The organism is Corallococcus sp. bb12-1 (assembly GCF_026626765.1).
GTDB classification, from domain to species: Bacteria; Myxococcota; Myxococcia; order Myxococcales; family Myxococcaceae; genus Corallococcus; species Corallococcus terminator.
Map to the genome: position 1 here is coordinate 28,464 of NZ_JAPNJZ010000013.1, position 26,143 is coordinate 54,606.

The window sequence follows — 26,143 nt, forward strand, 5'->3', positions numbered from 1 at the left end:
CAGTCGGCGACGCTGCTGGCTACGAACCCGACTCGCGGGTGCCGGCCGCGGAGGCCTTGGAGCCGATGCCGGGCGTCTTGCCCAACGTGCCGGAGTGGTTCTCGTTCTCGTGGGTGAGCGCGGCGGTGTCGCCGCCCTTCGGCTGGACGATGAGCATGCCGCCGCCGTTGAACGAATCCCATCCGGTGTTCATCGCGTCCGTGAGCTGCTGGAGCCCCGCGCTGTAGCTCTTACCGGAGGCGGAGTCGTTGATGCGGTAGTTGCCCTGCGCATCCTTCCCGTCGATCTCCACCCAGTGCGCGCTGCCTCCGGCCTTGCCGCCCTCGGCGCCGGACTGGATGAGGTTCGAGTCCACCAGCGCCACGGCCTTCTTGCCCTGCGCAAGCGCCGTGTTCAGCGCGTCGCGGTCGAAGTTGGAGGCGCCGCGAGTCACCTCGAAGCCCTGGCCCGCGAGCATGTCGCCCATCTGATCCGGCGTCGTGCCCTGGCTGTTGGCGTACTTCGACTCCAGGCCCTTCACGAGCTCGGCGTCCGTCTGGCCCTGGCCTCCACCCGCCGCGCGCACCAGCATGGCGGCGGTCGCGGGGCCGCAGTTGGTCGGATCCGTCTGCGGGATGACCGGCGTGGGCTGGGTCCAACCCTTCGCGCCCGTGATGGACGGCGCCGCCTCCATCTCCGACACGCCCACGACGGCGGGCTCACGCGGCTGCACACCGCTCGCGGCGGCGCGCGCGGACCACTCCGCGGCGGACACGGGGTCCTCCTCGTAGCTGTCCTTCAGGGGCTCGGCCGCCTGCGTCTTCGCGACCTCCTGCACCGGCTCCGCCTCGGGCCGCGCCTGCGTGACGCCCTGCCCCTGCACCTCGGGCACGCGCTGCGTCTCCGGGGGGAGGACCGTGCGAGGGTTCGACACGCGGGAGATGGTCACGTCGGCATCCTTCCTGCTTAGGGGGACTCGGAGGACGTCGCCATTATCCGCGACCTCCCAGGTGAAGTTGCCGCACCTTCTCAGAAACAAGCGGAGCCGGGGTCATGGTGGCGAAAACGACAGGGCCGGTAGGATTGAGCACCCCATGAAAGCCCGCCCAGGAGAGGAGCCCGACGCGACCGAGGACGCGACCCAACCCCTGGCACCCGCGCAGGGCGTGGGCGTTCCGGGCACGGCCGGCTCGGATCGCTTGTCGCGGCCGGGGCCTCCTCCTTCGGTGCAGGTGGGGCGCTACCTGCTGCTGCGGCCCCTGGGGCAGGGCGGCATGGGCGTGGTGTACGCGGCCTATGATCCGGACCTGGACCGGAAGGTGGCGCTGAAGTTGCTGCGTCCGGACGGGAACTCGGAGTCGGACGTGGCACGGGCGCGGCTCTTGCGTGAAGCGCAGGCCATGGCGCGCATCTCCCATCCGCACGTCATCCCGGTGTTCGACGTGGGCGTGTGGGGCGCGCAGGTGTTCCTGGCGATGGAGCTCATCGACGGGGGCACGCTGGGCCAGTGGCTCAAGCAGGCCCCGCGCTCCTGGCGCGAGGTGCTGGAGGCGTACCTGGCCGCGGGCCGGGGGCTGGTGGCCGCGCACGCGGTGGGGCTGGTGCACCGCGACTTCAAGCCGGCCAACGTGCTGGTGGACGGCCGGGGCCGCGTCTGCGTGACGGACTTCGGACTCGCACGCCAGGTGGGCACCGCGACAGGCGACAGCGAGGACGTGACGGGCCCCGTGGCTGGAAGCCTTCCCATGGAGCGCCGCATGCTGGATGCGCCCATCACGCTCACGGGCGCGGTGATGGGCACGCCCCACTACATGTCCCCGGAGCAGGTGCTGGGCGCCGCGCCGGATGCGAGCACGGATCAATTCAGCTTCTGCGCGGCGCTGTATTACGCGCTCTACGGACAGCGCCCCTTCGACACCGAGCGCATGCAGGCGCTGCGCATCCCCGCCGACCTGAGCGGTCCCCAGGCGCCGTCCATCCTGGAGCCTCCGCGCGACTCCCGCGTGCCCGCGTGGGTGCGGCAGGCGCTGATGCGGGGCCTGTCGCTGCGGCCCGAAGAGCGCTTCCCCACCCTCTCCGCCCTGTTGGAGGCCCTGGGCCAGGAGCAGCGGCGCACCCGGCGGCGACGCGCCTGGGCCGTCGCGGGAGTCGGGGCCACGGTGCTCGCGGTGGCCGGTGGCGCGCTCTATCAGCAGTCCCAGGTGTGCGCGGGCGCGGACGCGCTCATGGCGGAGGTGTGGGGTCCCGAGCAGCACCAGCGATTGGAGCAGTCCTTCGTCGCCACCGGCAGTCCCCTGGCGACGGACATGGCGGCGCGCGTGGCCGGCGCCCTGGACGCGTACGCGAACGCCTGGAGCCGGCAGCGCACCGACGCCTGCGAGGCCACGCGCGTGAGCGGCACGCAGCCGGAAGCGTTGAGGGTGGAGCGCGTGGTGTGCCTGGAGCGGCGGCGCAACGACGCGCGAGCGGTGGTGGAGTTGCTCTCCACGGCGGACCGGCCCCTGGTGGAGAAGGCCCTGTCGTCCGTGAACGCCCTGCCCTCGCTGGGCGAATGCGCGGACGTGGCCGCATTGGGAGAGCAGCAGCACCTGCCGGAGGACCCCGCGAAGCTCGCCGAGGTGGAGCGGCTGGAGGCGAAGCTGTCCCAGGTGAAGGTGCTGGTGGATGGCGGGCGCCTCACCCAGGCGCGAGACGAACTGAGGCCGCTCATCGAGGGTGTGCAGGCCACGGGGTATGCGCCGCTGAGGGCGCGGCTCCACCTGCAGCAGGGCTGGATGCGCGAACAGTTGGGAGAATCGAAGGAGGCCGCCACGTCGCTGCGCCAGGCCGCCTTCGACGCGGAGGAGGGCCGCTCGGACCGGCTGAAGGTGCTCATCCTCAACCGGCTCCTCTACGTGGAAGAGGGCCAGAAGCACTTCGAGCAGGCGGAGGTGTGGAGCGGCCTCGCGGACGCGACGCTGCGGCGCATGGGCGGCGACGCGGGGCTGGAGGCGGAGGTGCGCATCAACCAGGGCAACCTCGCGTCCGCGATGGGGGACCTTCCGCGTGCGCGGGCCCTGTTCGACGAAGCGCGGGCGAAGGCGGAGTCGGTGCTGCCCGAGGGCCATCCCCTGCGCGCGCGCATCACCTTCCTCCAGGGAGGTCTGGCGACGCGGATGGGAGACCCGGCGCGCGGCGTGCGGCTGCTGACCCGGGCCCTGGCGCAGACGGAGGCCGCGGTGGGCCCGCTGCATCCGGACACGGCGCGGCGGCATGACGCCCTCTCCTGGGCGCTGCGCGAGACGGGCGACGCGGCCGGAGCGCTGGCGCATGCCCGCGCGTCGGTGGAGATCCGCAAGACGCTGCTGGGCCCCCACACGCTGCCCGTGGCGGAGGGCCTGGACGAGGTGGGTATGTGCCTGCTCGCGCTGGGCCGCTACGACGAGGCCCTGCGCGTCTACGAGGAGGCCCTGGCGATGAAGCGACAGGTGGCCCCCGAAGACGAATCCCTCCAGTACTCCCATGACGGCGTGGGACAGGCGCTGCTGGGACTGGGCCGCGCGAAGGACGCCGTCGCGCCGCTGCGCCGGGCGGTGGGCTACCCCTCCATTCCGGAGGCGACCCTGGCGGAGTCGGGCTTCGCGCTCGCGAAGGCGCTGTGGGACGCGGGTGAGCCCGCGACAGCGCGCCAGGAAGCCGAGACGGCCCGCGTGCGCTTCACCCGCGCCACGCGCGAAGCCCAGGCCGCCCAGGTGACAAGCTGGCTTCAAGCCCATCCGGCCACGAGCACTCTGGCCCGCCCCGAACCCCGGCGGCGCGGCGGAAGGTGACCCCTCCTTCGCGTGGTAGCGTCCCAGCCGTGGCGCGACCGGATGACGAGCAGGACGGGCCGAAGGCGCGGCCCTCCGAGCGGACCTCGACCCTTCCCGTGAAACCGGCGGGGCGGGTGCGGCTGAAGCTGTGGGTGCTGTCCGGGCCGGATGCCGGCAAGGGATACCCGCTGCCGGTGGGCACGTACCAACTGGGCAAGAGCGCGGACTGCGACATCGTGCTCGACGACACCACCGTGTCGCGCCACCACGTGCGGCTGGAGGTAACGGAGGAGCGCGTCGTCGCGACGGACCTGGGTTCGTACAACGGCTCCTTCTGTGAAGGCCTGCGCTTCACCGAGCTGGAGGTGCGTCCCGGCGCCGTCCTCACCCTGGGCGCCACCCGGCTCAAGGTGATGCCCGAGGACACCCGCGAGCGCTCGCTGCTCTTGTCCTCGAAGGACCGCTTCGGGGCGCTGGTGGGAACGAGCCGCAGGATGCGCGAGGTCTTCACCTTCCTGGAGCGCATGGCGCCAGGTGACGCGGACGTGCTCATCCAGGGCGAGACAGGCACCGGCAAGGAGCTGTGCGCGGAAGGACTGCACCAGCAGGGCTCGCGCGCGAAACACCCCTTCGTGGTGGTGGACCTTGCGGGCATCGCGCCCACGCTCATCGAGTCGGAGCTGTTCGGCCACGTGAAGGGCGCCTTCACCGGAGCGCACGGCGACCGGGCCGGCGCCTTCGAGCGCGCCCAGGGCGGCACCGTCTTCCTGGACGAGGTCGGCGAGCTGCCCCTGGAGCTGCAGCCGCGCCTGCTGCGGGTGCTGGAGCGCCGCGAGGTGAAGCGCCTGGGCGGCAACGACTACCGCAAGCTGGACGTGCGGGTGGTGTCCGCCACCCACGTGGATCTGGAGGCGGCGGTGCGGGCGGAGAAGTTCCGCCGCGACCTGTTCCACCGGCTGGCCGTGTTGCGCGTGGTGCTGCCGCCCCTGCGCGAGCGCCCGGAGGACATCCCGCTGCTCATCGACACCGTGCTGGTGCGGCTGGGCAAGCCACCTGGCGCCCTGTCGGACCAGACGCGCGCGCTGCTCCTGCAGTACCCGTGGCCGGGCAACGTGCGCGAATTGCGCAACGTGGTGGACCGCGTGGTGAACCTGGGCGAGGAGTCCCTGCCGGACATCGACCCGGGCGTGCCCCGCAGGGCCGCGTCCCGCGCGGGAGGAGAGCTGGACCTCGCCCGGCCGTTCAAGGAAGCCAAGGAGCAGCTCGTCGAGGGCTTCGAGCGCGACTACCTCATGAGCCTGCTCAAGCGCTGCGAGGGCCGCTTCAACCGCGCCGCGAGGGAGGCCGGCATCGACCGCGTCTACCTGCGCAAGCTGATGCGCAAACACGGCCTGGAGCTCAGCGACGGCAAGCCCTCGCCGGACGACGAAGACGCCGGGTGACTGGAGTCACCCACCTGAACGCGGTCGGGTGACTGGAGTCACCCACCTGGGCACCCCGGCCCGGGGCGTTCCCCTCTGAAGGCACCCTGAGGGGGCACGCGAAACGGGTTGGTACGGGTCCTGCTTTGGAACAGCGCACACGGCCGCAACTGGCCCCACACGCAATCCGAAGAAGGAAACCCCATGTCCCTCTCCGCCATCACCCAGCGTCCCGCGTTCCGCCCCGACCCCGCCACGCTGTCCAGGCTCCAGGCGAAGCCGGCCTCCGAAGCGCAGGGCACGCAGACCCCGTCGGTCCACCCGGTCGTGAAGCGCTTCCAGACCGACAGCTTCGAACAGGACGCGTCGGTGAAGTCGACGAAGCAGTCCACGACGCCGACGACGCCGCCGGGCGCTGGAGATACGGCGGTCAGCACCGAGTCCCTCGTCCAGGCGGGCACGCACGGCTCCGACCAGGTCTACCCGGAGCTCTCCTACGAGGAGACGAAGCAGTACAACGACCACCCGGTGGGCTACTGGAAGTCCCAGGTGTTCGAGGCCGCCACGAACGCGGGCGCCAGCGAGGAGGAGGCCGCGCTGCTGGTCGCGCAGGCGATGCAGGAGGGCGGCACGGACTTCAGCAAGAACGGCTCCTCCACCAACTTCGGGCCCTTCAACCTCAACAAGGACCTCATCCAGACGTTCGGCGGCAAGGACGTGCCGGGGGACCTGAACCAGCTCAACGGGACGGACGAGAAGGCCATCGCGCTCAACGTCGGGGTCGCCCTCGAGGCCATGCGCACCATGGGCGCCAACAACTACCTGCACCACGTGCGGGGCGGCGCCACGAACTACACGAATCCCGAGCAGCGCATCAGCGACAACATCGACGTCAGGCCTGACGACGCCCGCATCTTCGCGCGCAGCGTGGCGAACAACGCCAACAAGATCCTCGCCGCCTACAAGGAAGACCCGAACTCGCTGACGACAAACCACCGCTTCGCCTCGGACATCCCGCACATCTGAGCGGCCGTGCTCCCATCCAGAAGATGAGAGGCATTGACACGGCCGTGCGCTGGGAACGCGCACGGCCACGTCTGCTCCCACCCCTTCCTCCGTTCCAGGGCCGGCGGAGAAATGAACCTCTTCAGCGCCCACCCGACGTCCGGGCGTAGAGTCCCCGCCATGCTCCGCGCCCGGCCCGTTCCGACGCTGCCCCTCGCCGTCCTGCTGTGGCCCCTGCTCGCGTGCGACCCCGCGGCGGGAGGGCAATCCCAGACAGAGGATCCGGCCCCGGTCGTCACGAAGAGCGCGAAGCGTGGCCTCGCCTATGGCTACCATTCGGCCGCGGACCTGAAGGCGCTCTCCCCGGGCATGAGCTGGTGGTACAACTGGTCCCCCCGCCCGGAGGACGGCGCGGCGAGCGTCTACGCTTCCGAGGCCGTCTCCTTCGTCCCCATGGCCTGGGGCGGCACCCCCAACGCGGATCAGCTCGCCTCCGAAATTCCCGCGGGCGCGCAGTACCTGCTGGGCTTCAACGAGCCCAACTTCCTGAGCCAGGCGAACAAGACGCCCCGGCAGGCCGCCGCGCTCTGGCCCGTGCTGGAGGAAGTGGCCCGCCGCAAGCAGCTCAAGCTGGTATCTCCGGCGGTGAACTACTGCGGGGACTGCGTCACGGAGGACGGCGTCAAATTCACCGACCCGGTGGTCTACCTGGATGCCTTCTTCAAGGCCTGCCAGGGCTGCCAGGTGGATGCGATCGCGATCCACTGGTACGCGTGCGACCTGGGCGCGCTCCAGTGGTACGTGGACCGGTTCAAGAAGTACGACAAGCCTCTCTGGCTGACGGAGTTCGCCTGCGGCGACCGTCCCCACAACGAGATCACCGTCGAAGTGCAGAAGAAATACATGGTGGACGCCATCACCTGGTTGGAGACGGAACCCACCGTCGAGCGCTACTCCTGGTTCTCCGGACGCAACAACGAAATCCCGTCCATCAACCTGCTGGGAGCCTCCGGAGAGCTGACCGAATTGGGCCGCATGTACGTCACGCTGCCCGCCGGCACGTCGAAGAAGTCACCCTGAGCCATCCTCGTCGCGTGGGGTGAGCCCCTGCCCTACATGACCGCCCGGCCGCCTGCCCTCCAGGCAGCGTAGGAGCCTTCTTTCCCGTTCAAACAGACGGGGAGGGGTCTACTCCGCACTCCAGGATTTCTGGGGTAAAGATGACCGCCACATGGCACTGCAAGTGGGGGATGCGTTCGGGCGGTACGAGTTGGTGTCCTGGCTGAGCCGGGGCGGCATGGCGGAGACGTGGCGCGCGCAGTTGGTAGGCGCAGCCGGGGTGACCAAGCCCGTCCTCATCAAGAAGGTCCTCCCGGAGTACGCGGACGATGAGGCCTTCATCTCCATGTTCATCAGCGAGGCGCGCATCTCCGCCACGCTGTCCCACGGCAACGTCGCGCAGGTCTTCGACTTCGGCCGGGTGGATGGTGAGTACTTCCTCGCCATGGAGTTCGTGGACGGCCAGCCACTGCACCGCGTCCTCAAGCGCGCCATCAAGAGCGGCATGGCCGCCCTGCCCGTTCCCGTCGCGGTCTTCATCGCGATGGAGATGTGCCGGGGCCTGCACTACGCGCACTCGCGCACGGATGGCAGCGGCACGCCGCTGGACATCGTCCACCGGGACATCTCTCCGGACAACGTGCTCGTCGGCTACGAGGGGCAGGTCAAGATCGTCGACTTCGGCATCGCCAAGGCCAAGCTCCTGCGCGGCGTCAGGACGGAGCCTGGAGTCGTGAAGGGCAAGTACCTCTTCTTCTCGCCGGAACAGGCGCGAGGGGAAGACGTGGATGCGCGCACCGACGTCTGGGCCACGGGCGTCGTGTTGTACGAATTGCTGTGCGGCAAGCTCCCCGTGGAGGGCCCGCCCCAGGTCGTGATGATGCGGGTGGCGCGCGGTGAGATTCCCCCTCCCATTGACCTCCGTCCGGACCTGCCGCAGGAATTGAACGACATCGTGATGCAGGCGCTGACCGCGGACCGGGACCAGCGCTTCGAATCCAGCCACGAGTTCGCGGAGGCGCTGGCGGGCTACCTGTACGCGAACCATCCCCGCTTCTCGTCGCTGAGCATCGCGAACCTGCTGCGGGTGCTGTTCCGGGGCGACCTGGAGCAACAGGGCCGACAGCTGGCGGTGCCAGGGACCTTCCAGCAGGAGATGAAGTCGTGGGGTGCGGCCACCCTCGCGTCGGCGCCCGTGGCACGACCGCCCCAGGAAGAGGTCCAGACCCGGCGCATGGCCCGCGCCGCGAAGCCTCCCAACACGGCCCTCACGGGGACGACGGAGCCGGATCCTCCGGTGCCGACAACGCCCTCCGGTTCGTCTCGCAAGCTGCTCGTGGGCCTGGGCGCGGGAGGAGGGCTGCTCGCGGCGGGAGCCGGCCTCTGGTTCCTGCTGGGCTCCTCGCCTCCGCCTGTCGCCGCGGCACCCGTCGCCCGCATCGCCGTGGCCCCCGAACCACCCGAGCCCGTGCCCGCGCCCCCGGCGGTGGAGGAAGCGGTGGCCGAGCTCCCGACCGACGCGCCCACCGAAGCGCAGGAGGAGGTACGTCCTTCACCCGTGCCCCGGAAGACCGCCGCGAAGCCAGGCCGTGCGGCACCGCGCGCCCAGGCCGCCGCGCCCGCGGCCACGCCGGAGGTCAGTGCACCCGTGCCAATCGCCCCGGCCATCGTCACGGCCAGTGCCGTCCCCACGGCCCCCGAGCCCGCGCCCACCGAGCCGAAGGCCCCCGAGGAGAAGAAGAGCGTCTTCGAGCTGGTGAGGTCCAAGAAGAACGAGGTCGGGCAGAAGGTCTCCGAGCTGGTCAAAACCAAACAACAGGAGGTCCAGCTCAAGGTCTCCGGGCTCGTCCAGAACCGGCAATACGACGCGGCACTGGAAGCGGCCAACGACTGCGCGGCGAGCAACCCCAGCATGCCGGAGTGCCAGCTCATGCTCGGGGACATCCACGGCAAGCTCAACCACCGGGCGGAGAGCGAAAAGCATTACGCGAAGTTCCTGGCGCTCGCCCCCGCGGATCATCCCCGCCGGGCGCGCGTCGTCGAACTCCTCGGCAATGCCAGCAAGGACGCCAGCGCCACCCGGACACCGGAATGATCCATCCCTTCTGGCCAGACTCTTTTCACTCGCTGACACGCTGAGCGACCTGGCAGGAGAAGCGCGCCGTCCATTCAACCCAATCTGGAATCTGGCTTTAAGATGGACGGCCCATGGCACTGCAAGCAGGCGACGTCTTCGGTCGGTATGAACTGGTCTCCTGGCTGGGCCGGGGCGGCATGGCGGAGACGTGGCGTGCCCAGCTCGTAGGCGACGCCGGGGTGACCAAGCCCGTCCTCATCAAGAAGGTCCTCCCGGAGTACGCGGACGACGAGGCCTTCATCTCCATGTTCATCAGCGAGGCGCGCATCTCCGCCACGCTGTCCCACGGCAATGTCGCCCAGGTCTTCGACTTCGGGCGCGTGGATGGTGAGTACTTCCTCGCCATGGAGTTCGTGGACGGACAACCCCTGCACCGCGTCCTCAAGCGCGCGATGAAGAGTGGATTGACCGCACTGCCCATTCCCGTCGCGGTCTTCATCGCGATGGAGATGTGCCGGGGCCTGCACTACGCGCACACCCGCACGAATGGCAGTGGAAAACCGTTGGGCATCGTCCACCGGGACATCTCCCCTGACAACGTGCTCGTCGGCTATGAGGGTCAGGTCAAGATCGTCGACTTCGGCATCGCCAAGGCCCAGTTGCTGCGAGGCTTCAAGACCGCCCCCGGCGTGGTGAAGGGCAAGTACCTCTTCTTCTCCCCGGAGCAGGCGCGCGGGGAAGACGTGGACGCGCGCACCGACGTCTGGGCCACGGGCGTCGTGTTGTACGAATTGCTGTGCGGCAAGCTCCCCGTGGAAGGTCCTCCGCACGTGGTGATGATGCGGGTGGGACGCGGAGAGATTCCTGCCCCCAAGGTCCTCCGACCGGACCTGCCGAAGGAGTTGAACGACATCGTGATGAAGGCGCTGACTCCGGAGCGGGATCAGCGCTTCGAATCCAGCCATGCGTTCGGCGATGCACTGGCGGGGTTTCTGTATTCGACCTACCCGCGCTTCTCCGCGATGACCATCGCGAATCTGCTGCGCATCCTGTTCCGGGGCGACCTGGCGCAGGAGGGTCGCGAGCTGTCGGTGCCGAGCTCCTTCCTGGAAGAGATGAGGGTCTGGCGTGAACCGACGGTGCCTCCTGCGCCCGCGGCAACCCGCCCGGTGGAGCATCGGCGCCTCCGGAAGGTCCAGGCCGTCCAGGCGCCCGTCACGAAGCCGACGGAGCCCCGGGAACTCGAAGCAGCACCCGGCCTCTCGCGTCGGATGATCCAGGGATTGACCGTGGGAGGACTGGTGACAACGGGAGCCTGCGTCTGGCTCCTGATGGAATCGCTCTCCCCCCCGCCCAGGGTCGAGCTCCCTCCGGCCATTCCCTTCCGGACGCCTGCGCCCGTCGCGAAACAGGCGCCCGTGGTGCCCACAGCCAGCGATGCCTCACATGAACCTGTGGGAACCCCAAGCGCTCAGGAGAGGGAAGCCATCGCGGTCAACGAGATGGTGAAATACGTCCTTGAGGCCTCCCAGAAAGAACAACTGGAGGCCGCCATCGACATGGCAAGCCTTTGCAGGGAGAAGTACCCAGGCAATCCCAGATGCATTGACCTCCTGCAAATCGCGGTGTCAAAGACCGCGAATGCAAGAACGGCGCGACAGCGCGGGCGCTCACCGGATTCTCGCACGAGAGCTATCGCAAGCCAGCCGTCCATCGCGGCAGCCCCCAAAGCCTTCGCCACCGTCGCGGAGCTCCAGGCCCGCGTCGCGGCGCTCAACCTGCAAGGAGACACCCTGGGAGCCATTGCACTGGCCCAGACCTGCTTGGACAGGGTTCCCAGCGCCGCGGAGTGCCACCGCATGCTCGGCGTCCTCTACGCCAAGATGCTGGCCTCCGAGAAGAGCGAGGAGCACTACGAACAGTTCCTGCGATTCGCTCCCCCGGATCACCCCAAGAGGGAGGGCGTCATGCAGATCCTTGGCTCCACCGGCAAGGGGCCCCGGGCCACCCTCACGCCGGAGTGAGCCTTTCCCTCCGGGCAGGGCACCGGGAACGTGCTCCTGGCATGGGCACGACGAGCGCACCCGGGGACAAGCACGCCACCCATTCGGCCAACCGGGAGTCTGGGCATAAGGTGGACAACCATGGCACTGCAAGCAGGCGACGTCTTCGGTCGGTATGAACTGGTCTCCTGGCTGGGCCGGGGCGGCATGGCGGAGACGTGGCGCGCGCAGCTCGTAGGCGACGCCGGGGTGACCAAGCCCGTCCTCATCAAGAAGGTCCTCCCGGAGTTCGCCAACGACGAGGCCTTCATCTCCATGTTCATCAGCGAGGCGCGCATCTCCGCCACGCTGTCCCATGGCAACGTCGCGCAGGTCTTCGACTTCGGCCGGGTGGATGGTGAGTACTTCCTCGCCATGGAGTTCGTGGACGGACAACCCCTGCACCGCGTCCTCAAGCGCGCGATGAAGAGTGGGCTGGCCGCCCTGCCCGTTCCCGTCGCGGTCTTCATCGTCCTGGAGATGTGCCGGGGGCTGCACTACGCGCACTCGCGAACGAATGGCAGCGGCATGCCGCTGGGCATCGTCCACCGGGACATCTCTCCGGACAACGTGCTGCTGGGTTACGAAGGCCAGGTCAAGATCGTCGACTTCGGCATCGCCAAAGCGCAGTTGCTGCGAGGCTTCAAGACCGCGCCCGGCGTGGTGAAGGGCAAGTACCTCTTCTTCTCCCCGGAGCAGGCGCGCGGGGAAGACGTGGACGCGCGCACCGACGTCTGGGCCACGGGCGTCGTGCTGTACGAATTGCTGTGCGGCAAGCTCCCCGTGGAAGGTCCTCCGCACGTGGTGATGATGCGGGTGGGGCGCGGAGAGATTCCTGCCCCCAAGGTCCTCCGGCCGGACCTGCCGAAGGAGTTGAACGACATCGTGATGAAGGCGCTGACCCCGGACCGGGACCAGCGCTTCGAATCCAGCCATGCGTTCGGCGATGCCCTGGCGGGGTTTCTGTATTCGACCTACCCGCGCTTCTCCGCGATGACCATCGCGAACCTGCTCCGGGTGCTGTTCCGGGGCGACCTGGCACAGGAGGGCCGCGAGTTGTCGGTGCCAGGCTCCTTCCTGGAAGAGATGAAAGCCTGGCGTGCGCCGACGGTGACGACTGGGATCGCCGCACCTCCTCCGGTGGAGCACCGTGAAACGCGACAGGTTCCCCCCGCCAGGGCGGCTGTCGCGAAGACCCTCGAACAGCCCCTGGAACCCACGGGCCCCTCCGATCTCTCACGCCGGACGCTCCAGGGATTGGCCGTGGGAGGGCTTCTCACCGTGGGAGCCTGCTTCTGGCTCCTGTTCGACTCGCACTCGCCTCCAACGGCCGTCGCGGCACCGCCGCCCATCCCCTTCCGCGCTCCGGTGGCGGCCAAGGCACCCACACCCGCACCACCGACGCCCGTCGAGGAGCAGATCGCGGTGGCTCCGCCCGAGATGGAGCGCGTCGAGGCGCCAGCCGAATCGAAGGCAACCCTTGTCGACAGCCCCCCACCCAAGACATCCGGCAGCAAGCCTCTTCCCTTCGAGGACCTTCACAAAGCAGCCTATCAATTGGCGACCGAGAGGAATTACGCGGCTGCGCTTGAGCTGGCCATCCGCTGTGAGGAAGATTCTTCACACATCCCCGAGTGCCAACTCCTTCAGGGCTATCTCTACGCGAAGGTGAACAACCCCAAGAAGAGCGAGCAGCACTATTTGAAGTTCCTGGCGATCGCGCCTCCGGATCATCCCCGAAGAGGACGGGTCGCCGACATCTTGAAATTCAGCGATGAGCAGGTTCCCCGGCCCGGGGCGAAAGAAAAAGCAGGCGCACGAACCGCACCGTCCGCTGAAACACAGGCGTCCTCTGAGAAGGAAGCCAAGGAGGTCGGGGAGATGGTGAAATACATTCACGGCGCCTCGCAGCGCGCGGAGATTGAGGCAGCCATCGACATGGCAAACCTTTGCAAGGAGAAGTACCCCAGCAATCCGGTGTGCCAGGACCTGTTGCGACTCGCCCTCTCAAAGGCCACCCGCGCAAGAAACTCCCCGCCGCCTGAAGACATCGCACCCCTGCTTGCATCCACCGGTGCCATCATGCGCTCCATCGGCGAGATCGAAGAGCGTGTCGCGGCACTCAGCATGAAGGGCGACATCGAGGGAGCCCTTTTCATCGCCCACACCTGCGCGAACAGGGCGCCCGCTGTCTCCGAGTGCCACCTGCTCCTGGGCGACCTCTATGCCAGGCGCAAGGATGTCGGCATGAGCGAAAAGCACTACGAACGGTTCCTGAGCCTCGCCAATTCGTACCACCCCAAGCGCAAGTACGTCATCGGGATCCTCGGCAACACCAGCAAGGCTCCCAGCGTCAGCACCTCCCCGAAGTGAGTTTTTCCCTCCCAGGGGGACGCCATCCCCCTTGAACACGCGGAGTTCCCTGGAAGGAGAAGCACACCGTCCATTCGGCCAACGCGGGACTTGCGTCTAGGATGCCGATTCATGGCACTGCAAGCAGGCGACGTCTTCGGTCGGTATGAACTGGTCTCCTGGCTGGGCCGGGGCGGCATGGCGGAGACGTGGCGCGCGCAGCTCGTGGGCGACGCCGGGGTGACCAAGCCCGTCCTCATCAAGAAGGTCCTCCCGGAGTTCGCCAACGACGAGGCCTTCATCTCCATGTTCATCAGCGAGGCGCGCATCTCCGCCACGCTGTCCCATGGCAACGTCGCCCAGGTCTTCGACTTCGGCCGGGTGGACGGCGAGTACTTCCTCGCCATGGAGTTCGTGGACGGCCAACCCCTGCACCGCGTCCTCAAGCGCGCCATCAAGAGCGGCCTGGATACCCTTCCCGTCCCCGTCGCGGTCTTCATCGCGATGGAGATGTGCCGGGGCCTGCACTACGCGCACACCCGCACGGATGGCAGTGGAAAGCCGTTGGGCATCGTCCACCGGGACATCTCCCCTGACAACGTGCTCGTCGGCTACGAAGGTCAGGTCAAGATCGTCGACTTCGGCATCGCCAAGGCGCAGCTCCAGCGAGGCTTCAAGACGGCCCCTGGCATCGTGAAGGGCAAGTACCTCTTCTTCTCCCCGGAGCAGGCGCTCGGCGAGGACGTGGATGCCCGCACGGACGTCTGGGCCACCGGCGTCGTGTTGTACGAATTGCTGTGCGGCAGGCTGCCGGTGGAAGGCCCTCCGCATGTGGTGATGACCCGGGTGGCCAGCGGCGAGATTCCCAATCCCACCGTCCACCGACCGGATCTGTCCTACGAACTGAACAGCATCGTGATGAAGGCGCTGACCGCGGACCGGACTCAGCGCTTTGAATCCAGCCATGCGTTCGGGGATGCCCTGGCGGGGTTTCTGTATTCGAACTACCCGCGCTTCTCCGCGATGACCGTCGCGAACCTGCTGCGCATGCTGTTCCAGGGAGACCTGACGCAGGAGGGCCGCGAGCCGGCGGTGCCGGGGTCCTTCATCGAGGAGATGCGGTCCTGGCAGGGAGCGGCGACGAAGCCTGAAGCCCAGCCCGCCCCCGCCCCCGCCTCACCGTCCGGCCCCTCACGCCGGATGGTCCAGGGGTTGCTCGGAGCGGGAGCGCTGCTGACGGCCGTCGTGGGGCTCTCCGTCTTCATGGCCCTGGAGCAGCCTTCGCACCCCGTCCCCGACGCCGCCCCCCCGCCCAGTCCCATCCTCCCCCCCAAGGGATTCAAGGCGGCCTCCGCACCGGTCGCCGCGAAACCCGCCGTGGTCGAAGTCCGCCCCATCGAGGAGTTCCAGCAGGACGCCTTCGCCTCCATCCGGAAGCGGGACTTCAACACGGCGCTCGTCCACGCCGACGCCTGCAGGGTCCACCATCCCCAGGCGGCGGAATGCCATCTGCTCCTCGGCGTCCTCCAGGCCCGGGCGGGACAGCGCAAGGCCAGCAGGCACCACTACCGGATGTTCTTGAAGTTCGCGCCCGAGGACGCTCCCCACCGGGAGCGCATCTCCGCCATCCTCGAGAAGGATGGCGACATCGAGGGCGACTCTCCCCCTCCCACCTGGCTCATCGACGCGCTGCCCCTGGTCAAGGGGTCTTCTCCCACGAAGCCCGCTCCCAGGGCGGCGACAGCGCCCCAGGAGGCCCCAGCGGTCCCAAGCGAAGCCATCGAGTTGCACGCGCTCGTCGACAAGCTGATCTCCCAGAACCGCCTCACCGAAGCCCTGGAGAAGGCCGCGAGCTGCGTGGATCGCCACCCCCAGTTCGCGGACTGCCAGCTCTCGCTGGGCGAACTCCATGGCAGGCTCGACAACCTCGCGCTGAGCCAGCGGCACTACGCCCGGTTCCTCACACTCGCGCCCCAAAGCCATCCGATGCGTTCGCGCGTCACTGCAATCCTGCGCGAACAGCAGTAATTGCCTCCCACCGGGTGCTCCTGACTGTTGGATTCATCCAGAAGCGGAGCACTGCATGGAAAGACAAATCAGACGGTGATACCCTGGAAGTGCGTCCACCCCCAGGGCGCACTTCCAAAGGACTCCAAGATGAAGATGAAGCTGATCACCGCGAGCGTGTTCATGTTCGGTCTGATCGTCGGAGGCACCTCCGCCACGGCCTCCAGTCCCTCGAAGGATGCCCCCGTGCCCGGCATCACGCAGGAGATGGCGCGCTGCATTTCCGCATGTACGAGCAACGGCGGAACCCAGACGGCCTGTTGGAACTGCTGCGTGCGCAACATCTGCGAACTGGCGGAGTAGTCCGCCGATTCCGCCACACCACCGCCTGGGAATGGCTCGGGGAGCCGTCGCCCCCGGTCAATCCCAGGCGGCACCCGAAAAGCCCAGGCCCTCCGCCACCTCCGCGTCCGTGAGCGGGCGGAAGGCGCCTTCCGGCACATCCAGCACCACCTCCCCCACCGCTTCACGGTGCAGCGTGAGCACCGGGTGCCTCACCGCTTCGAGCATCCGCTTCACCTGGTGGTGTCGCCCTTCGGTGAGCGTGAGCACCACGACGTCCGGCTCCCGCAGCGACGCCCCCGCCAACCGCGTGGTCCCGTCCTCCAGCTCCAGGCCCATCCGCAGCCGCCCCAGCACCTCTTCCGTGGGCAGTCCCTCCACGCGCGCCACGTAGCGCTTGGGCAGGTGCGTCTCCGGCGCCGTCGCGTGCCGGACGAACTGTTCGTCATTGCTGAAGAGCAGCAGGCCCGTGGTGTCGCGGTCCAGGCGGCCCACGGCGTACCACTCGAAGCCCGCGAGCTCCGGGGGCAGCACCGCGCGCAGCCGTTCAAAGACGGTGCCCACGCCTTCGGGGTCGGAGCCGTGCACCACCGGCCCCGCGGGCTTGTGGAACATCAGCGCCCACACCCGCGCCGTGAGGGCCCGCTCCACGCCGTCCAGGCGCACGCGGGACTCCGGCCGCACGGGCGCGAAGAGGTCCTTCTCCACGCGGCCGTCCAACTCCACCCGGCCGTCGCGGATGGCCTGTTCGGCTTCCGCGCGCGGCAGGACACCCGCCCGGCCCAGGGCCCGGGTCAGCCAGTCCGTGCGCGCGCCCTCGGGCACGCCCGGCCCCCGCCGCCTCGCGGCCTCCAACCATCGCGGTGTCTTCTGCTTGCGCGCCATGCACCCTCCTCCGGGTTGCCGCCCGCTGTATCAGATGCGTGACGGCAAGGGGGTCCAGCCCTCGCGGGCGCATGAGGGCGAGCAGGAGGGCTCGCGGCGCCGTTTGACTCGCCAGGACGGCTCTGCGCATGTGCCCGGCCGCCGTGTCCACGCGTCCCTCCGAAACCGCCGCAGCCCCGCCCGAACTCCTCGCCGCGCTCGCGCCGCCGCCTCCCGGCCCCGCCGTGGCCTTCGTGCTGCGCCTGGGCCACGCCCTGCACCGCCATGGGACGCCCGCCCACCGCCTGGAGGGGCTGATGCAGCGGGTGAGCGAGCGGCTGGGCCTGGAGGCCCGCTTCTTCTCCACGCCCACCTCCATCTTCGCCTCCTTCGGCCCGGCCGAGGACCTGCGCACCAGCCTCATCCGCGTGGAGCCCGGCGACATGGACCTGGAGCGCCTCATCCTCCTGGACACGCTGGCGGACGACGTCATCCAGGGGCGCCTCACGCCCTCCGAGGGCGCCACCCGCGTGGAGGCCATCCTCGCCCGGCCCCCGCGCTACGGCCCCGCCCTCCAACTGCTCTGCTGGATGCTGGCCGGCGCCTCCGCCGCCATCCTCTTCGGAGGCGGCTGGAAGGAGATGGGCGTCGCGGGCTTCAGCAGCCTCGTCATCGGGTTGGTGGACCTGGCGACGCGCAAGCAGCCCACCACCGCGCGCGTGCTGGAGCCCGTGGCGGCCGTGCTGTCCGCCGCGTTCGCGGGCATCGCCGCGCACTTCTTCGGCCCGCTCCATGGAGAGGTGGCCACGCTCGCGGGCCTCATCGTCCTCTTGCCCGGCCTCACGCTCACCATCGCCGTCAACGAGGTCGCCACCCGCAACCTCATCTCCGGCACGTCGCGCCTCACGCACGCCGCGCTGGTGTTCCTCCAACTGGGCTTCGGCGCGGCCCTGGGCAGCCGGGTGGCCACGGTGCTGCCTCCCGTGCCCGTCGGCCCCCTGCCCGCCGTGGTGCCGACCAGCGCCGCCGTCGCGGCGCTCGTGGTGGCGGGCTTCGCCATCGCGGTGCTCTTCCGCGCCCGACCGCGCGACTGGGGTTGGATTGCCCTGGCCGGCGCCGCCGCGTTCGGGGGCGCCCGGTTGGGCACGCTGCTGCTGGGCCCGCAGTTGGGAGCCTTCGTGGGCGCGCTGCTCCTGGGCATCGGGAGCAACGCGCTGGCGCGGCTTCGCAACCGTCCGTCCGTCACCACCGTGGTGCCGGGCCTGATGTTGCTCGTCCCCGGCAGCGTGGGCTTCCGCAGCCTCGCCTCGCTGCTGGAGCGCGACGTGGTGGCGGGCGTGGACACCGCCTTCTCCATGCTGCTCGTCGCGGTGGCGCTGGCGGCGGGCCTGCTGTCCGCCAACGCCATCATGCCCCCGCGCAAGGTGCTCTGAAGGGCTCCGAAGAGGCCCCAGGACCCGCTACGACAGGCGCAGCAGGTACACGCCCGCGAGCGCCACCACGAAGTACGGCACCAGCACCGCCGCGCCCGCGTACTCCTTCGCCATGCGCTGGCCGAAGAAGAGCGCCAGCAGCGACACCGCCGACAGCACCGCGCCCAGGTACGCCAGGAACGGGTTGCCCGAGGCCACGAGCGCCACCGCTCCCGCCGCGCTCAGCGCGCCCGCCGCCAGCTCCATCAACGTGATGACCGCCAGCATCGGCGTCACCATGCCCTTGAGGGGGGACTTCGCGAAGTGGCCGGTGAGCCACCCCAGGTTCCCCTTCCAGTCCACGACCTTGTCCAGGCCGGACTGCAGGAAGAGGATGGCCAGGAAGACGGCGCACAGGATTTGGGGAAGCCAGAGGGTGAAGCGGGCGGAGTCGAAGGGCGGCATGGCGCCGCACTCTAGCGTCCCCTTCGCCTCCCCCAAGTCCGGTGAGCAGGCGGGCAGGCGTTCCGGGCATTCCAAGGGGGAATTCTCCCTGCAACATTCCGACCGGGCGGGCTCCCGGGGGAGGGGCAGGCTCCTTAAGTTCGGAAAGCCATGGCCTCCGATCAGGTAGCGCGCCGCGTCTTCGTCGGTCTCATCCTGTTGTCCATCTTCCTCCTGTGCCTGGTCATCCGACCGTTCGCGGAGGCGCTCTTCCTCGCGGCGGTCCTCGCCGGCACGTTCCACGGCCTGCACAGCCGGCTCAAGCGCCGGCTGCGGGGCCACGGCAGCGTGTCCGCGGGCATCATCGTGTCGGGCATCCTGCTGGCGCTGCTGCTGCCCCTGGGCGGCCTCACCGCCTTCGTCGTCGCGGAGGTGTCCGAGGGCGTGCGCTTCGTGACGCAGACGGCGCAGAAGGACGGCATGGACGGGCTGGTGAACAAGCTTCCCGGCGCCCTCCAGGGGCCTGTGAGCAACCTCATCGAACGGCTCCCGCTGGAGCAGGAGCAGTTGGATCAGAAGCTCCAGGAGCAGGTGACGACCCAGGGTGGCACGGCGGCGAAGGCCGTGACGGGCGCGGTGGCCGCCACGGGCACCCTGCTGCTCCAGGTGACGATGATGCTCATCGCGCTCTTCTTCTTCCTCACCGACGGCGCCCGGCTGGTGCAATGGATTGAGAGTGTCTCCCCGCTGCGGCGAGGCCAGACGCAGGAGCTGCTGCGCGAGTTCCGGAGCACATCCGTGTCCGTGCTGGTGTCCACGGTGGCCACCGCGGGCGTGCAGGCCGCGGCCGCGCTGGTGGGCTTCCTCATCGTGGGGGTGCCGGCGCCGCTGTTCTTCGCGGGCCTCACCTTCTTCTTCGCCCTCATCCCCGCCGTGGGCGCGGCGGTGGTGGTGCTGCTCGCCGCGGGACTGATGTTGCTCAGTGGGCACCCGTGGGCGGCGCTCTTCCTGGCCATCTGGGGCGTGGTCGTGGTGGGCCTGGTGGACAACGTCGTCAAGCCATTGCTCGCGAAGAAGGGCATGAACCAGCACGGCGCCATCATCTTCTTCGCGCTGCTGGGCGGACTCGCGGCCTTCGGCGCGGTGGGCCTCCTGCTGGGGCCGCTCATCGTCGCCTTCTTCCTGTCCGTGGTGCGCATCTTCGAGCGCGACTACGGCCGGCCCAACGCGCGGCCGGGCGACCCGGCCACCCCGGGTGGCCCGCCGGTGGAACCCGGCAACCGGCGCGTCGTGCTCACGTCGGAAGCGGGGACTCCCCTCACCGACGTGGACACGACACCCAATCACTGAGCCCCTGACACGTCAGGGCGTGGACTTCTTCGGCGCGGCCCCCTTCGTGGCGGGCGGCGCCGAAGTCGTTTCCGGCCCCAGCGCGCGGAACGCCTCGCGCAGCGCGTCCGGCGAAACCACAAGCTTCGGGGCGACAGCACGGGCCTCCGCGGGAGAGAGCCGTCCCAGCAGGCTGCGCTCCAGGTGCTGATCCACGAAGGCCTGGGTGGAGTCCTCCTTCAGGTCCACCACGTCGCCCTTCGCGTCCAGCACCGGCACCACGCGCGGCGAATTGAGCAGCAGCACCGTGGGCACATCCACGGCCTTCACGCGGCGGGCGACCTCGTCGCGCAGCTTCGGGTCGAAGTGGATGCCCTTCTCCTGGACCAGGGCGCGGATGCCCTCGTAGTCGCCGGTGGCCTTGATGACCATCAGGCGTGAGAGCAGCTCGCCCACCGCCTCCCGCATCTTCGCGTAATCCGGCACGGTCAGGTACGTGCGGCCATTCTCCACCACCCGCTTCACGACGCCCTTCTCTTCCAGGAACGTCACCGTCATGTGGTGGCCGCGCTGGTGGTCCTCCTCGAACGCGTCGCCCGTCTCCACGCGGCGCAGGTTCGTCAGGCCCTCCACCAGGAAGTCCCGGTACATCTGCTTCGCGATGGCGTCATGGTCCGGCGACAGCTCCGCGAGCGCCGGGTCGAAGGCGTGCCACAGCGCCACGAGGTCCGCGCGGGCCTCCTCCAGCGTGTTGTCGTATTCCTTCAGGAAGACGGACGGGGACTGGCCCTTGAGCTTCGCGTCCACCTGACCGGAGGCGTGGCCCAGCACCTCGTGGAAGGCGACCAGCCACTTGCGCGCGGTGACCGAATACTTCCGCGCCTGCTCGCGGTCCTCCGCCGTGCGGGAGAACTCCAACGCCAGGGGCAGCCGCGTCACGGCGGAGGCGGCCTCCATGACGTTGGTCACCATCACGCTCTTGCTGCCGTACTTCTCGCGGACGTGCTGCTCGTTGGGCAGGTTGATGCCCGCGGGCGGCTGCGGGTTGGACGTGATGACGTTGATGGCCTTGGCGACCGGAGGCGCGACCTTCTTGCGGCGGTACTGCTCCGGCCAGGGCAGCCGGTCCTCGAAGTACTGGGCCTTGCGACCCATGAGCTCCATGATCTGGTTCTCCTTCGCGTCGCGGTAGTTGATCAACCCCTGCCACTGGCCCTTGTGGCCGCGCGGATCCACGTACGTCTCGATGAAGCCCAGGTTGGCGTCCACCTTCGGATCCACCTTGAGCCACGCGATGTTGTACGCGTCCCAGTCCCTGGGGCTGCCCGTCTGGAAGTAGCGGACCAGCTTGCCCAGAGCGGCCTTGTGCGCGGGCTCCGCGGACTTCATCGCCTCCTGGAGGTGCGTGATGACGCGCGACAACTCCTTCGCGTACAGCCCCGGCTTCACCTTGCCGTCCGGCGTGCCGGCGCGGAACACCTGCTCCACGAGCTTGCCGTTCTCCTTCACCACGCGGGAGTTGAGCGGGTACTTCTCCTGGAAGCCCTCCAGGTCCTTCAACGTCACGCCGGGGCCATAGGCGGTGTTGGAGGACGCGGTGAGCAGGTCCTGCCCCGGAGGCGGGGCCTTGGAGGTGAGCTGCGGTTCGAAGGCCGCGTCGAAGAGGGTGGGCTTCAGGTCCTGGAGCCAGGCCTTGAGCGCGGCCTCGTCCTTCACCGGGTAGGGCGCGCCAGCGGCGAGGGCGCGCGTGGCGGCGGCGTCCAGTTGCTCGAAGGTGAAGCCCGGGACGAACTTCTGGCCGGTGGTGCTGTCGTGGTTGCCGCCATGGCCGTAGAAGCGCAGCAGGTACTCCGCCAGCTTCGCGTCGAAGCCGGACGTCTCGCTCCGGGCATCCCGGCCGAAGAGCCAGGCGCCTTCGAGCAGCCGCTTCGCCGGCACCAGCTTCCAGCCCATCTGGTCGTAAGCGATGTCCTCGCCCGCGTGCGCCGCGAGCGTCAGGGACCACGCCACGCGCTTCTCCGCGGCGGAGAGCTCCGCGACGCCGGGCGCGAACATCTGCGCGACGGCGGTGTTGCCGGAGCGGGCGCGGAGGAACTTCCCCCCGGGCACGGTGAGGCTGGGCTGCTTGACCTGGGCGGGGGGCGGGGCGGGCGCCGGGGACGGTGGGGTGGAGGGCGCGGCGGCGAGGACGGCGGCCAGCAGCAGGGGCTTCATGGAGGCTCCGGGGAGACGTGACGGTAGACGTGGCTATCGCGCGAGAGGGGTGGACTCAAGCTGCGCGCGGTCGTGCTCCCTCCCGGGAGCACGGAGGTGTTCATGCTTCAGGCAGACGGCGTCGGGCCTGCCTTGTTCAACGCCCCATCGCGTACGGTCCGCCCTTCTCCACGGCGCGCTGATACGCGGGGCGTGCGTGCAGGCGGTCCAGGTAGGCCGTCAGGTTCGGGTATTCTCCGAGCAGCCGGAAGGCGCGCGCCGACTCCAGCACGAAGCTGTTCTGGATGTCCGCGCCGGTCAGCGCATTGCCGACCAGGAACTCGCGGCCCTGGAGCACGCCCTCCATGTAGGCCAGGTGGTTCTTCAGCTCGGAGTCGATGCGCGGCATCAGCGGGGCTCCGGCTTCGCCCAGCCGCTTCACGTAGAGCAGTTGCATGACGGGCAGCATCGCGGAGCCTTCCGCGAAGTGGAGCCAGTGCGTGTACGCGTCCTGGTCCTCCGGCGCGGGCGCAAGGCGCCCCTGGCCGTGGCGGCGGATGAGCGTCTCGATGATGGCTCCGGACTCCGCCAGCATGCGGCCGTCGTCATCCACCACCGGCGACTTGCCCAGCGGATGGATGGCCTTGAGCTCCGGCGGGGCCAGCCGCGTCTTCGGGTCGCGCTGATACCGGATGATTTCGTAGTCGAGCCCCAGCTCCTCCAGGAGCCACAGGATGCGCTGCGAGCGCGATTCATTGAGGTGGTGGACCTTCAGCATGGAACGAGCTCCTCGCGTCCGCACCCGGGACGCACGAAGCGCCACTCTTCCAGTTCATCCCCTGCCCCGTCGCGGTCCTCGCGACCGGTGTTCATCAACGGACCGCCCCGGGTCGCCCCGCAGAAAAAAACCGGGCCCGAAAGGCCGCCCGTGGAGGCGACGCTTCCGGGCCCGGGTCCCACCGAAGCCTGCTAGTACGCCGAACCGTTGGCGCGCTTACCGGGCGAGCTGCCGGTGCCCGCCAGGGCCGTGTGCAGCACGAAGCCGGCGGTGTCGCTCGCATCCGGGCTGCGGTTGGCGGACACGCCGTCCGTGCCCGCGAGCCCCGACGCGAAGGTGACCGTATCCACCGCCGTGCCGGACGCGCTCTTCAGCGTCACGGTGTCACCGCTGTTCGACAGGCCCAGCGTGCCCGTGGACGCCGCCACCGCACCCACCGTGCCGGACGGGATGCCCGCCGCGCCACCGAACACCACCACCGCCTTGCCCGCCGCGACCGTGGTGCCGCTCGGGAAGGTGTGACGCACGCTCGCACTGTCCGACAGCGTGTAGCCGCTCAGGTCCACCGCCGCCGTGCCGGTGTTCACCAGCTCCACGAACTCCCCGTTCACATCCGATCCCGCCTCGTTCAGCAGCACCTCGTTGATGAACACCTTGCCCGTACCCCCCGAGCCACCCGTGGTAATGGCGAAGGCGCCGTTGTTCAGGTCGCTGGTGGAGGCGTTGCTCGCGTCGCTCACCCGCACCCAGGCGTTCGTGCTGGCGGTACCGGGCACCGTCCACGCCACGCTGCCGGAGGCGGCGCTCGTGCTGGTCGTCAGCGTCGTCCAGGTGGAGCCGTTCAGCGAATACTCCACCTTCACGTTGGAGATACCGGACGACGTCCAGGTGATGGTGCGCGCGGAGCCGCCCGTCCAGCTCTCACCGCCATTGGGCGACAGCACCGTCACCGAAGTGGAGGGCGTGCTGTCCGACGGGATGAGGAAGTCCTTGATGATGGCCATGTGCTGCATGCCGGACGCGCCGCTGTCCGCCGCCAGCGCGGGAGAGATGCCGGAGATGGGCGAGTACACGCGCGTGTCCGCGACGAGCCCGTTGGCGAAGGAGTTCGTGCCGATGACGACGGCCGTCTGGTAGGCGCGCAGGTCGTTGTCCACCAGCACGTGGTCATACGGCGAGCTGCGGCCCGCGTTGGTGTTGGTGTTGCCATTGCGGTCCGCCGGGTACGGCGCCGCCGTGGACACCACGCTGGAGAAGGTGCTGAACGTCGCCTCGCTGCGGCTGCTGGTGTTGAAGTCGCCGCCAATCACCAGGTAGTCGCTGGCGGGCACGTTGGCGTTGATGAACTTCACCAGATTGGACGCCTCCGTGTTGCGGTTGCCGGAGCTCGTCGTCAAGAGGTGCACGCTCACCGCCCACAGGTCCTTGGGGCCCGGGATGTCGATGCGCGCCCACGCGAAGTCGCGGTTGGACACCTGCGTGTCGTCCCACTCACCCGCCGCGATGATGGGGTAGCGGCTGATGATGCCATTGGGAATCTGGGCCCCGGCCTCGCGGTAGTACGAGAAGCCGGTGCCGAAGGCGGTGTCCACGAAGCTGCGGATGTCCGCCGCGGAGTCCGTCTTGTAGTTGAACTCCTGGATCATCACGACGTCGGGGTCGGTGCCCTGGAAGATGCGGATGCCGTGGCCCGGGTCGTAGTCCTGGCCGGTGCCACTGCTCGTGTTGGCCGCCATCAGGCGCAGGCGGACATTGAGCCCGTCCTCACGCGTGGCCAGCTCCGTCGCGGTCTCCTCCGACGCCTCCGGCCCACCGCACGCGGCCAGCGCCGCGCAGACCAGAGAGAAGGACCACGTTCGCCAGGAGGCGGCAGGCCGCCGGAAGAGGTCTTGTTTCAGGCTCACGATGTTTCATCCTGCTCCCGGAAAGGCCAGGAGCCGTAAGGGGTCTGGGACGTCACGGCAGCGCCGCGCACGCAGTATTCCGCGTACTCGACGCCCTGCGCGTTTATCCGTCACAAACTCCGAAACGTTGCGTGAACGGCCTGTCAACAGCACCAGGCTTTATTACACAATGTTACATGGCAGCGGTGGTGGAGAGCGCTACGAAGGCGTAGCGGATGCCCTTGCCCAGGGTGACGAAGAAGATGAACGGCACGGGGCGCACGCCCACGAAGCCGCCGGCGAGGACGAACGCGTCGCCCAGGATGGGCAGCCACGACATGAGGAGCGCGGGGGCGCCCCAGGTGCGCAGCTTCGCCTCGGTGCGCGCCATGCGGGGGCCTTCCTTCTCACGCCGACGCGCGAACCAGCGACCCACGGGTCCGCCGCCACCGCGCGACACCCACTGCCCCAGGATGTAGAGCGTCAGGGCGCCCAGCACGTTGCCCACGGTGGCCACCACGGTGGCTGTCACGGGCGGCGTGCCGTTGTAGATGAGCGCGGCGAGCATCGCCTCGGAGGGCACCGGCACCACGGAGCCCGCCAGCATCGCGACGAAGAACATCCCGGGCAGGCCCCAGGTGGACAGCGTGGTCGGCTCGGGCACGGGCATGGGTGATGCGGGCCATACACCCTGGGCCGGCCGTCCGTCTTGTCCGCGGTGTCGGGCCGTGCTCGCCGCCCTGCCCTCCGGGGCCAGGAGGTGTCCGTCCCCGGGGGCAACGGCGCGGAACGGGTTGTAGGCCAGGGTGGGGGTCTCCACCCTCCTGGACATGCGACGACCTTCACGGGAGCGGACAAGCATGCGGTCCATCGACACCGAGGACGAACGGATTGCCTCCCTGCTCATCGCCGACGACCCAGAGCTGCCCTTCGAGGGTTCCCGGGACGTGGAGGTGCGGCTGCGCGACGGGCGCCGCTTCGTCCTCACCGTGCACACGCTGGAGGCACTGGAGGCGCGGCTGGGCGGCGCGCCTTCCTTTGTGTCGCCCCGCATCGTCCTGGTGCGGCGGATGTCGGATGGCGCGCTGCTGCACGCGATGCGCTCGGCGTTGGATCAGGGCGTGGAGCGGTTCGGCACGCTCCAGCCGCCCATCGAAGAGTAGGC

General features: G+C 69.1%; 19 protein-coding genes. 12 read left to right on the forward strand and 7 right to left on the reverse strand.

Features of this window, described 5'->3' with window-relative positions; genetic code table 11:
- Positions 1-19: 19 nt before the first annotated feature.
- Positions 20-928, reverse strand: a complete 909-nt coding sequence (locus OV208_RS16995) for a papain-like cysteine protease family protein (protein WP_267574881.1) — start codon at positions 926-928, stop codon at positions 20-22.
- Between the two features lie 145 nt (positions 929-1,073).
- Here OV208_RS16995 and OV208_RS17000 point away from each other — a divergent pair, with 145 nt between their 5' ends.
- The 9 genes from OV208_RS17000 to OV208_RS17040 all read left to right on the forward strand — a co-directional run bounded on the left by OV208_RS17000 (position 1,074) and on the right by OV208_RS17040 (position 16,096).
- Entirely contained in the window at positions 1,074-3,788 is a 2,715-nt protein-coding gene (locus OV208_RS17000) for a protein kinase domain-containing protein (RefSeq protein WP_267574882.1), read from the forward strand.
- Between the two features lie 29 nt (positions 3,789-3,817).
- Positions 3,818-5,212, forward strand: a complete 1,395-nt coding sequence (locus tag OV208_RS17005) for a sigma 54-interacting transcriptional regulator (protein ID WP_420715026.1) — start codon at positions 3,818-3,820, stop codon at positions 5,210-5,212.
- Positions 5,213-5,395: 183 nt separating this feature from the next.
- Positions 5,396-6,217, forward strand: coding sequence for a hypothetical protein (locus tag OV208_RS17010; protein ID WP_267574883.1), 822 nt, complete (start codon positions 5,396-5,398; stop codon positions 6,215-6,217).
- Between the two features lie 159 nt (positions 6,218-6,376).
- Positions 6,377-7,276, forward strand: a complete 900-nt coding sequence (locus OV208_RS17015) for a glycoside hydrolase family protein (protein WP_267574884.1) — start codon at positions 6,377-6,379, stop codon at positions 7,274-7,276.
- Positions 7,277-7,427: 151 nt separating this feature from the next.
- Entirely contained in the window at positions 7,428-9,350 is a 1,923-nt protein-coding gene (locus tag OV208_RS17020; RefSeq protein ID WP_267574885.1) for a serine/threonine-protein kinase, read from the forward strand.
- Between the two features lie 113 nt (positions 9,351-9,463).
- Positions 9,464-11,356, forward strand: a complete 1,893-nt coding sequence (locus OV208_RS17025; RefSeq protein ID WP_267574886.1) for a serine/threonine protein kinase — start codon at positions 9,464-9,466, stop codon at positions 11,354-11,356.
- Between the two features lie 120 nt (positions 11,357-11,476).
- On the forward strand, positions 11,477-13,747 hold the full coding sequence (locus OV208_RS17030; RefSeq protein WP_267574887.1) for a serine/threonine protein kinase: 2,271 nt from the start codon (positions 11,477-11,479) through the stop codon (positions 13,745-13,747).
- A gap of 111 nt (positions 13,748-13,858) precedes the next feature.
- The gene (locus tag OV208_RS17035) at positions 13,859-15,754 is read left to right on the forward strand and encodes a serine/threonine-protein kinase (protein ID WP_267574888.1); all 1,896 of its coding nucleotides are present in this window, start codon (positions 13,859-13,861) and stop codon (positions 15,752-15,754) included.
- A gap of 129 nt (positions 15,755-15,883) precedes the next feature.
- On the forward strand, positions 15,884-16,096 hold the full coding sequence (locus tag OV208_RS17040; protein WP_267574889.1) for a hypothetical protein: 213 nt from the start codon (positions 15,884-15,886) through the stop codon (positions 16,094-16,096).
- A gap of 57 nt (positions 16,097-16,153) precedes the next feature.
- Here the strand turns inward: OV208_RS17040 and OV208_RS17045 are convergent, their stop codons facing one another.
- The gene (locus OV208_RS17045) at positions 16,154-16,960 is read right to left on the reverse strand and encodes a pseudouridine synthase (RefSeq protein ID WP_267574890.1); all 807 of its coding nucleotides are present in this window, start codon (positions 16,958-16,960) and stop codon (positions 16,154-16,156) included.
- A 128-nt stretch (positions 16,961-17,088) separates the two neighbouring features.
- On the opposite strand from OV208_RS17045, the gene OV208_RS17050 reads away from it, so the two are divergent.
- Complete coding sequence (locus OV208_RS17050) at positions 17,089-18,372, forward strand: threonine/serine ThrE exporter family protein (RefSeq protein WP_324291386.1); 1,284 nt, start codon at positions 17,089-17,091, stop codon at positions 18,370-18,372.
- 27 nt (positions 18,373-18,399) lie between these two features.
- On the opposite strand, the gene OV208_RS17055 is transcribed toward OV208_RS17050, so the two are convergent.
- Positions 18,400-18,816 carry a DoxX family protein gene (locus tag OV208_RS17055; RefSeq protein ID WP_267574892.1) on the reverse strand — a complete coding sequence of 139 codons (417 nt, stop codon included), beginning with the start codon at positions 18,814-18,816 and terminating at the stop codon, positions 18,400-18,402.
- Positions 18,817-18,966: 150 nt separating this feature from the next.
- Here OV208_RS17055 and OV208_RS17060 point away from each other — a divergent pair, with 150 nt between their 5' ends.
- Complete coding sequence (locus tag OV208_RS17060) at positions 18,967-20,145, forward strand: AI-2E family transporter (protein ID WP_267574893.1); 1,179 nt, start codon at positions 18,967-18,969, stop codon at positions 20,143-20,145.
- Positions 20,146-20,157: 12 nt separating this feature from the next.
- Here OV208_RS17060 and OV208_RS17065 read toward each other — a convergent pair whose 3' ends face one another.
- From OV208_RS17065 to OV208_RS17080, 4 genes are all read right to left on the reverse strand, one after another.
- Complete coding sequence (locus OV208_RS17065; protein WP_267574894.1) at positions 20,158-22,338, reverse strand: dipeptidyl-peptidase 3 family protein; 2,181 nt, start codon at positions 22,336-22,338, stop codon at positions 20,158-20,160.
- A gap of 136 nt (positions 22,339-22,474) precedes the next feature.
- Entirely contained in the window at positions 22,475-23,095 is a 621-nt protein-coding gene (locus OV208_RS17070; RefSeq protein ID WP_267574895.1) for a glutathione S-transferase family protein, read from the reverse strand.
- A 191-nt stretch (positions 23,096-23,286) separates the two neighbouring features.
- A complete protein-coding gene (locus OV208_RS17075) occupies positions 23,287-24,999 on the reverse strand; it encodes a lamin tail domain-containing protein (RefSeq protein ID WP_267574896.1) in 1,713 nt (570 codons plus the stop codon).
- Between the two features lie 172 nt (positions 25,000-25,171).
- Positions 25,172-25,648 carry a YqaA family protein gene (locus tag OV208_RS17080; protein WP_372241088.1) on the reverse strand — a complete coding sequence of 159 codons (477 nt, stop codon included), beginning with the start codon at positions 25,646-25,648 and terminating at the stop codon, positions 25,172-25,174.
- Between the two features lie 190 nt (positions 25,649-25,838).
- Here OV208_RS17080 and OV208_RS17085 point away from each other — a divergent pair, with 190 nt between their 5' ends.
- Entirely contained in the window at positions 25,839-26,141 is a 303-nt protein-coding gene (locus OV208_RS17085; RefSeq protein WP_267574897.1) for a hypothetical protein, read from the forward strand.
- Positions 26,142-26,143: the final 2 nt, after the last annotated feature.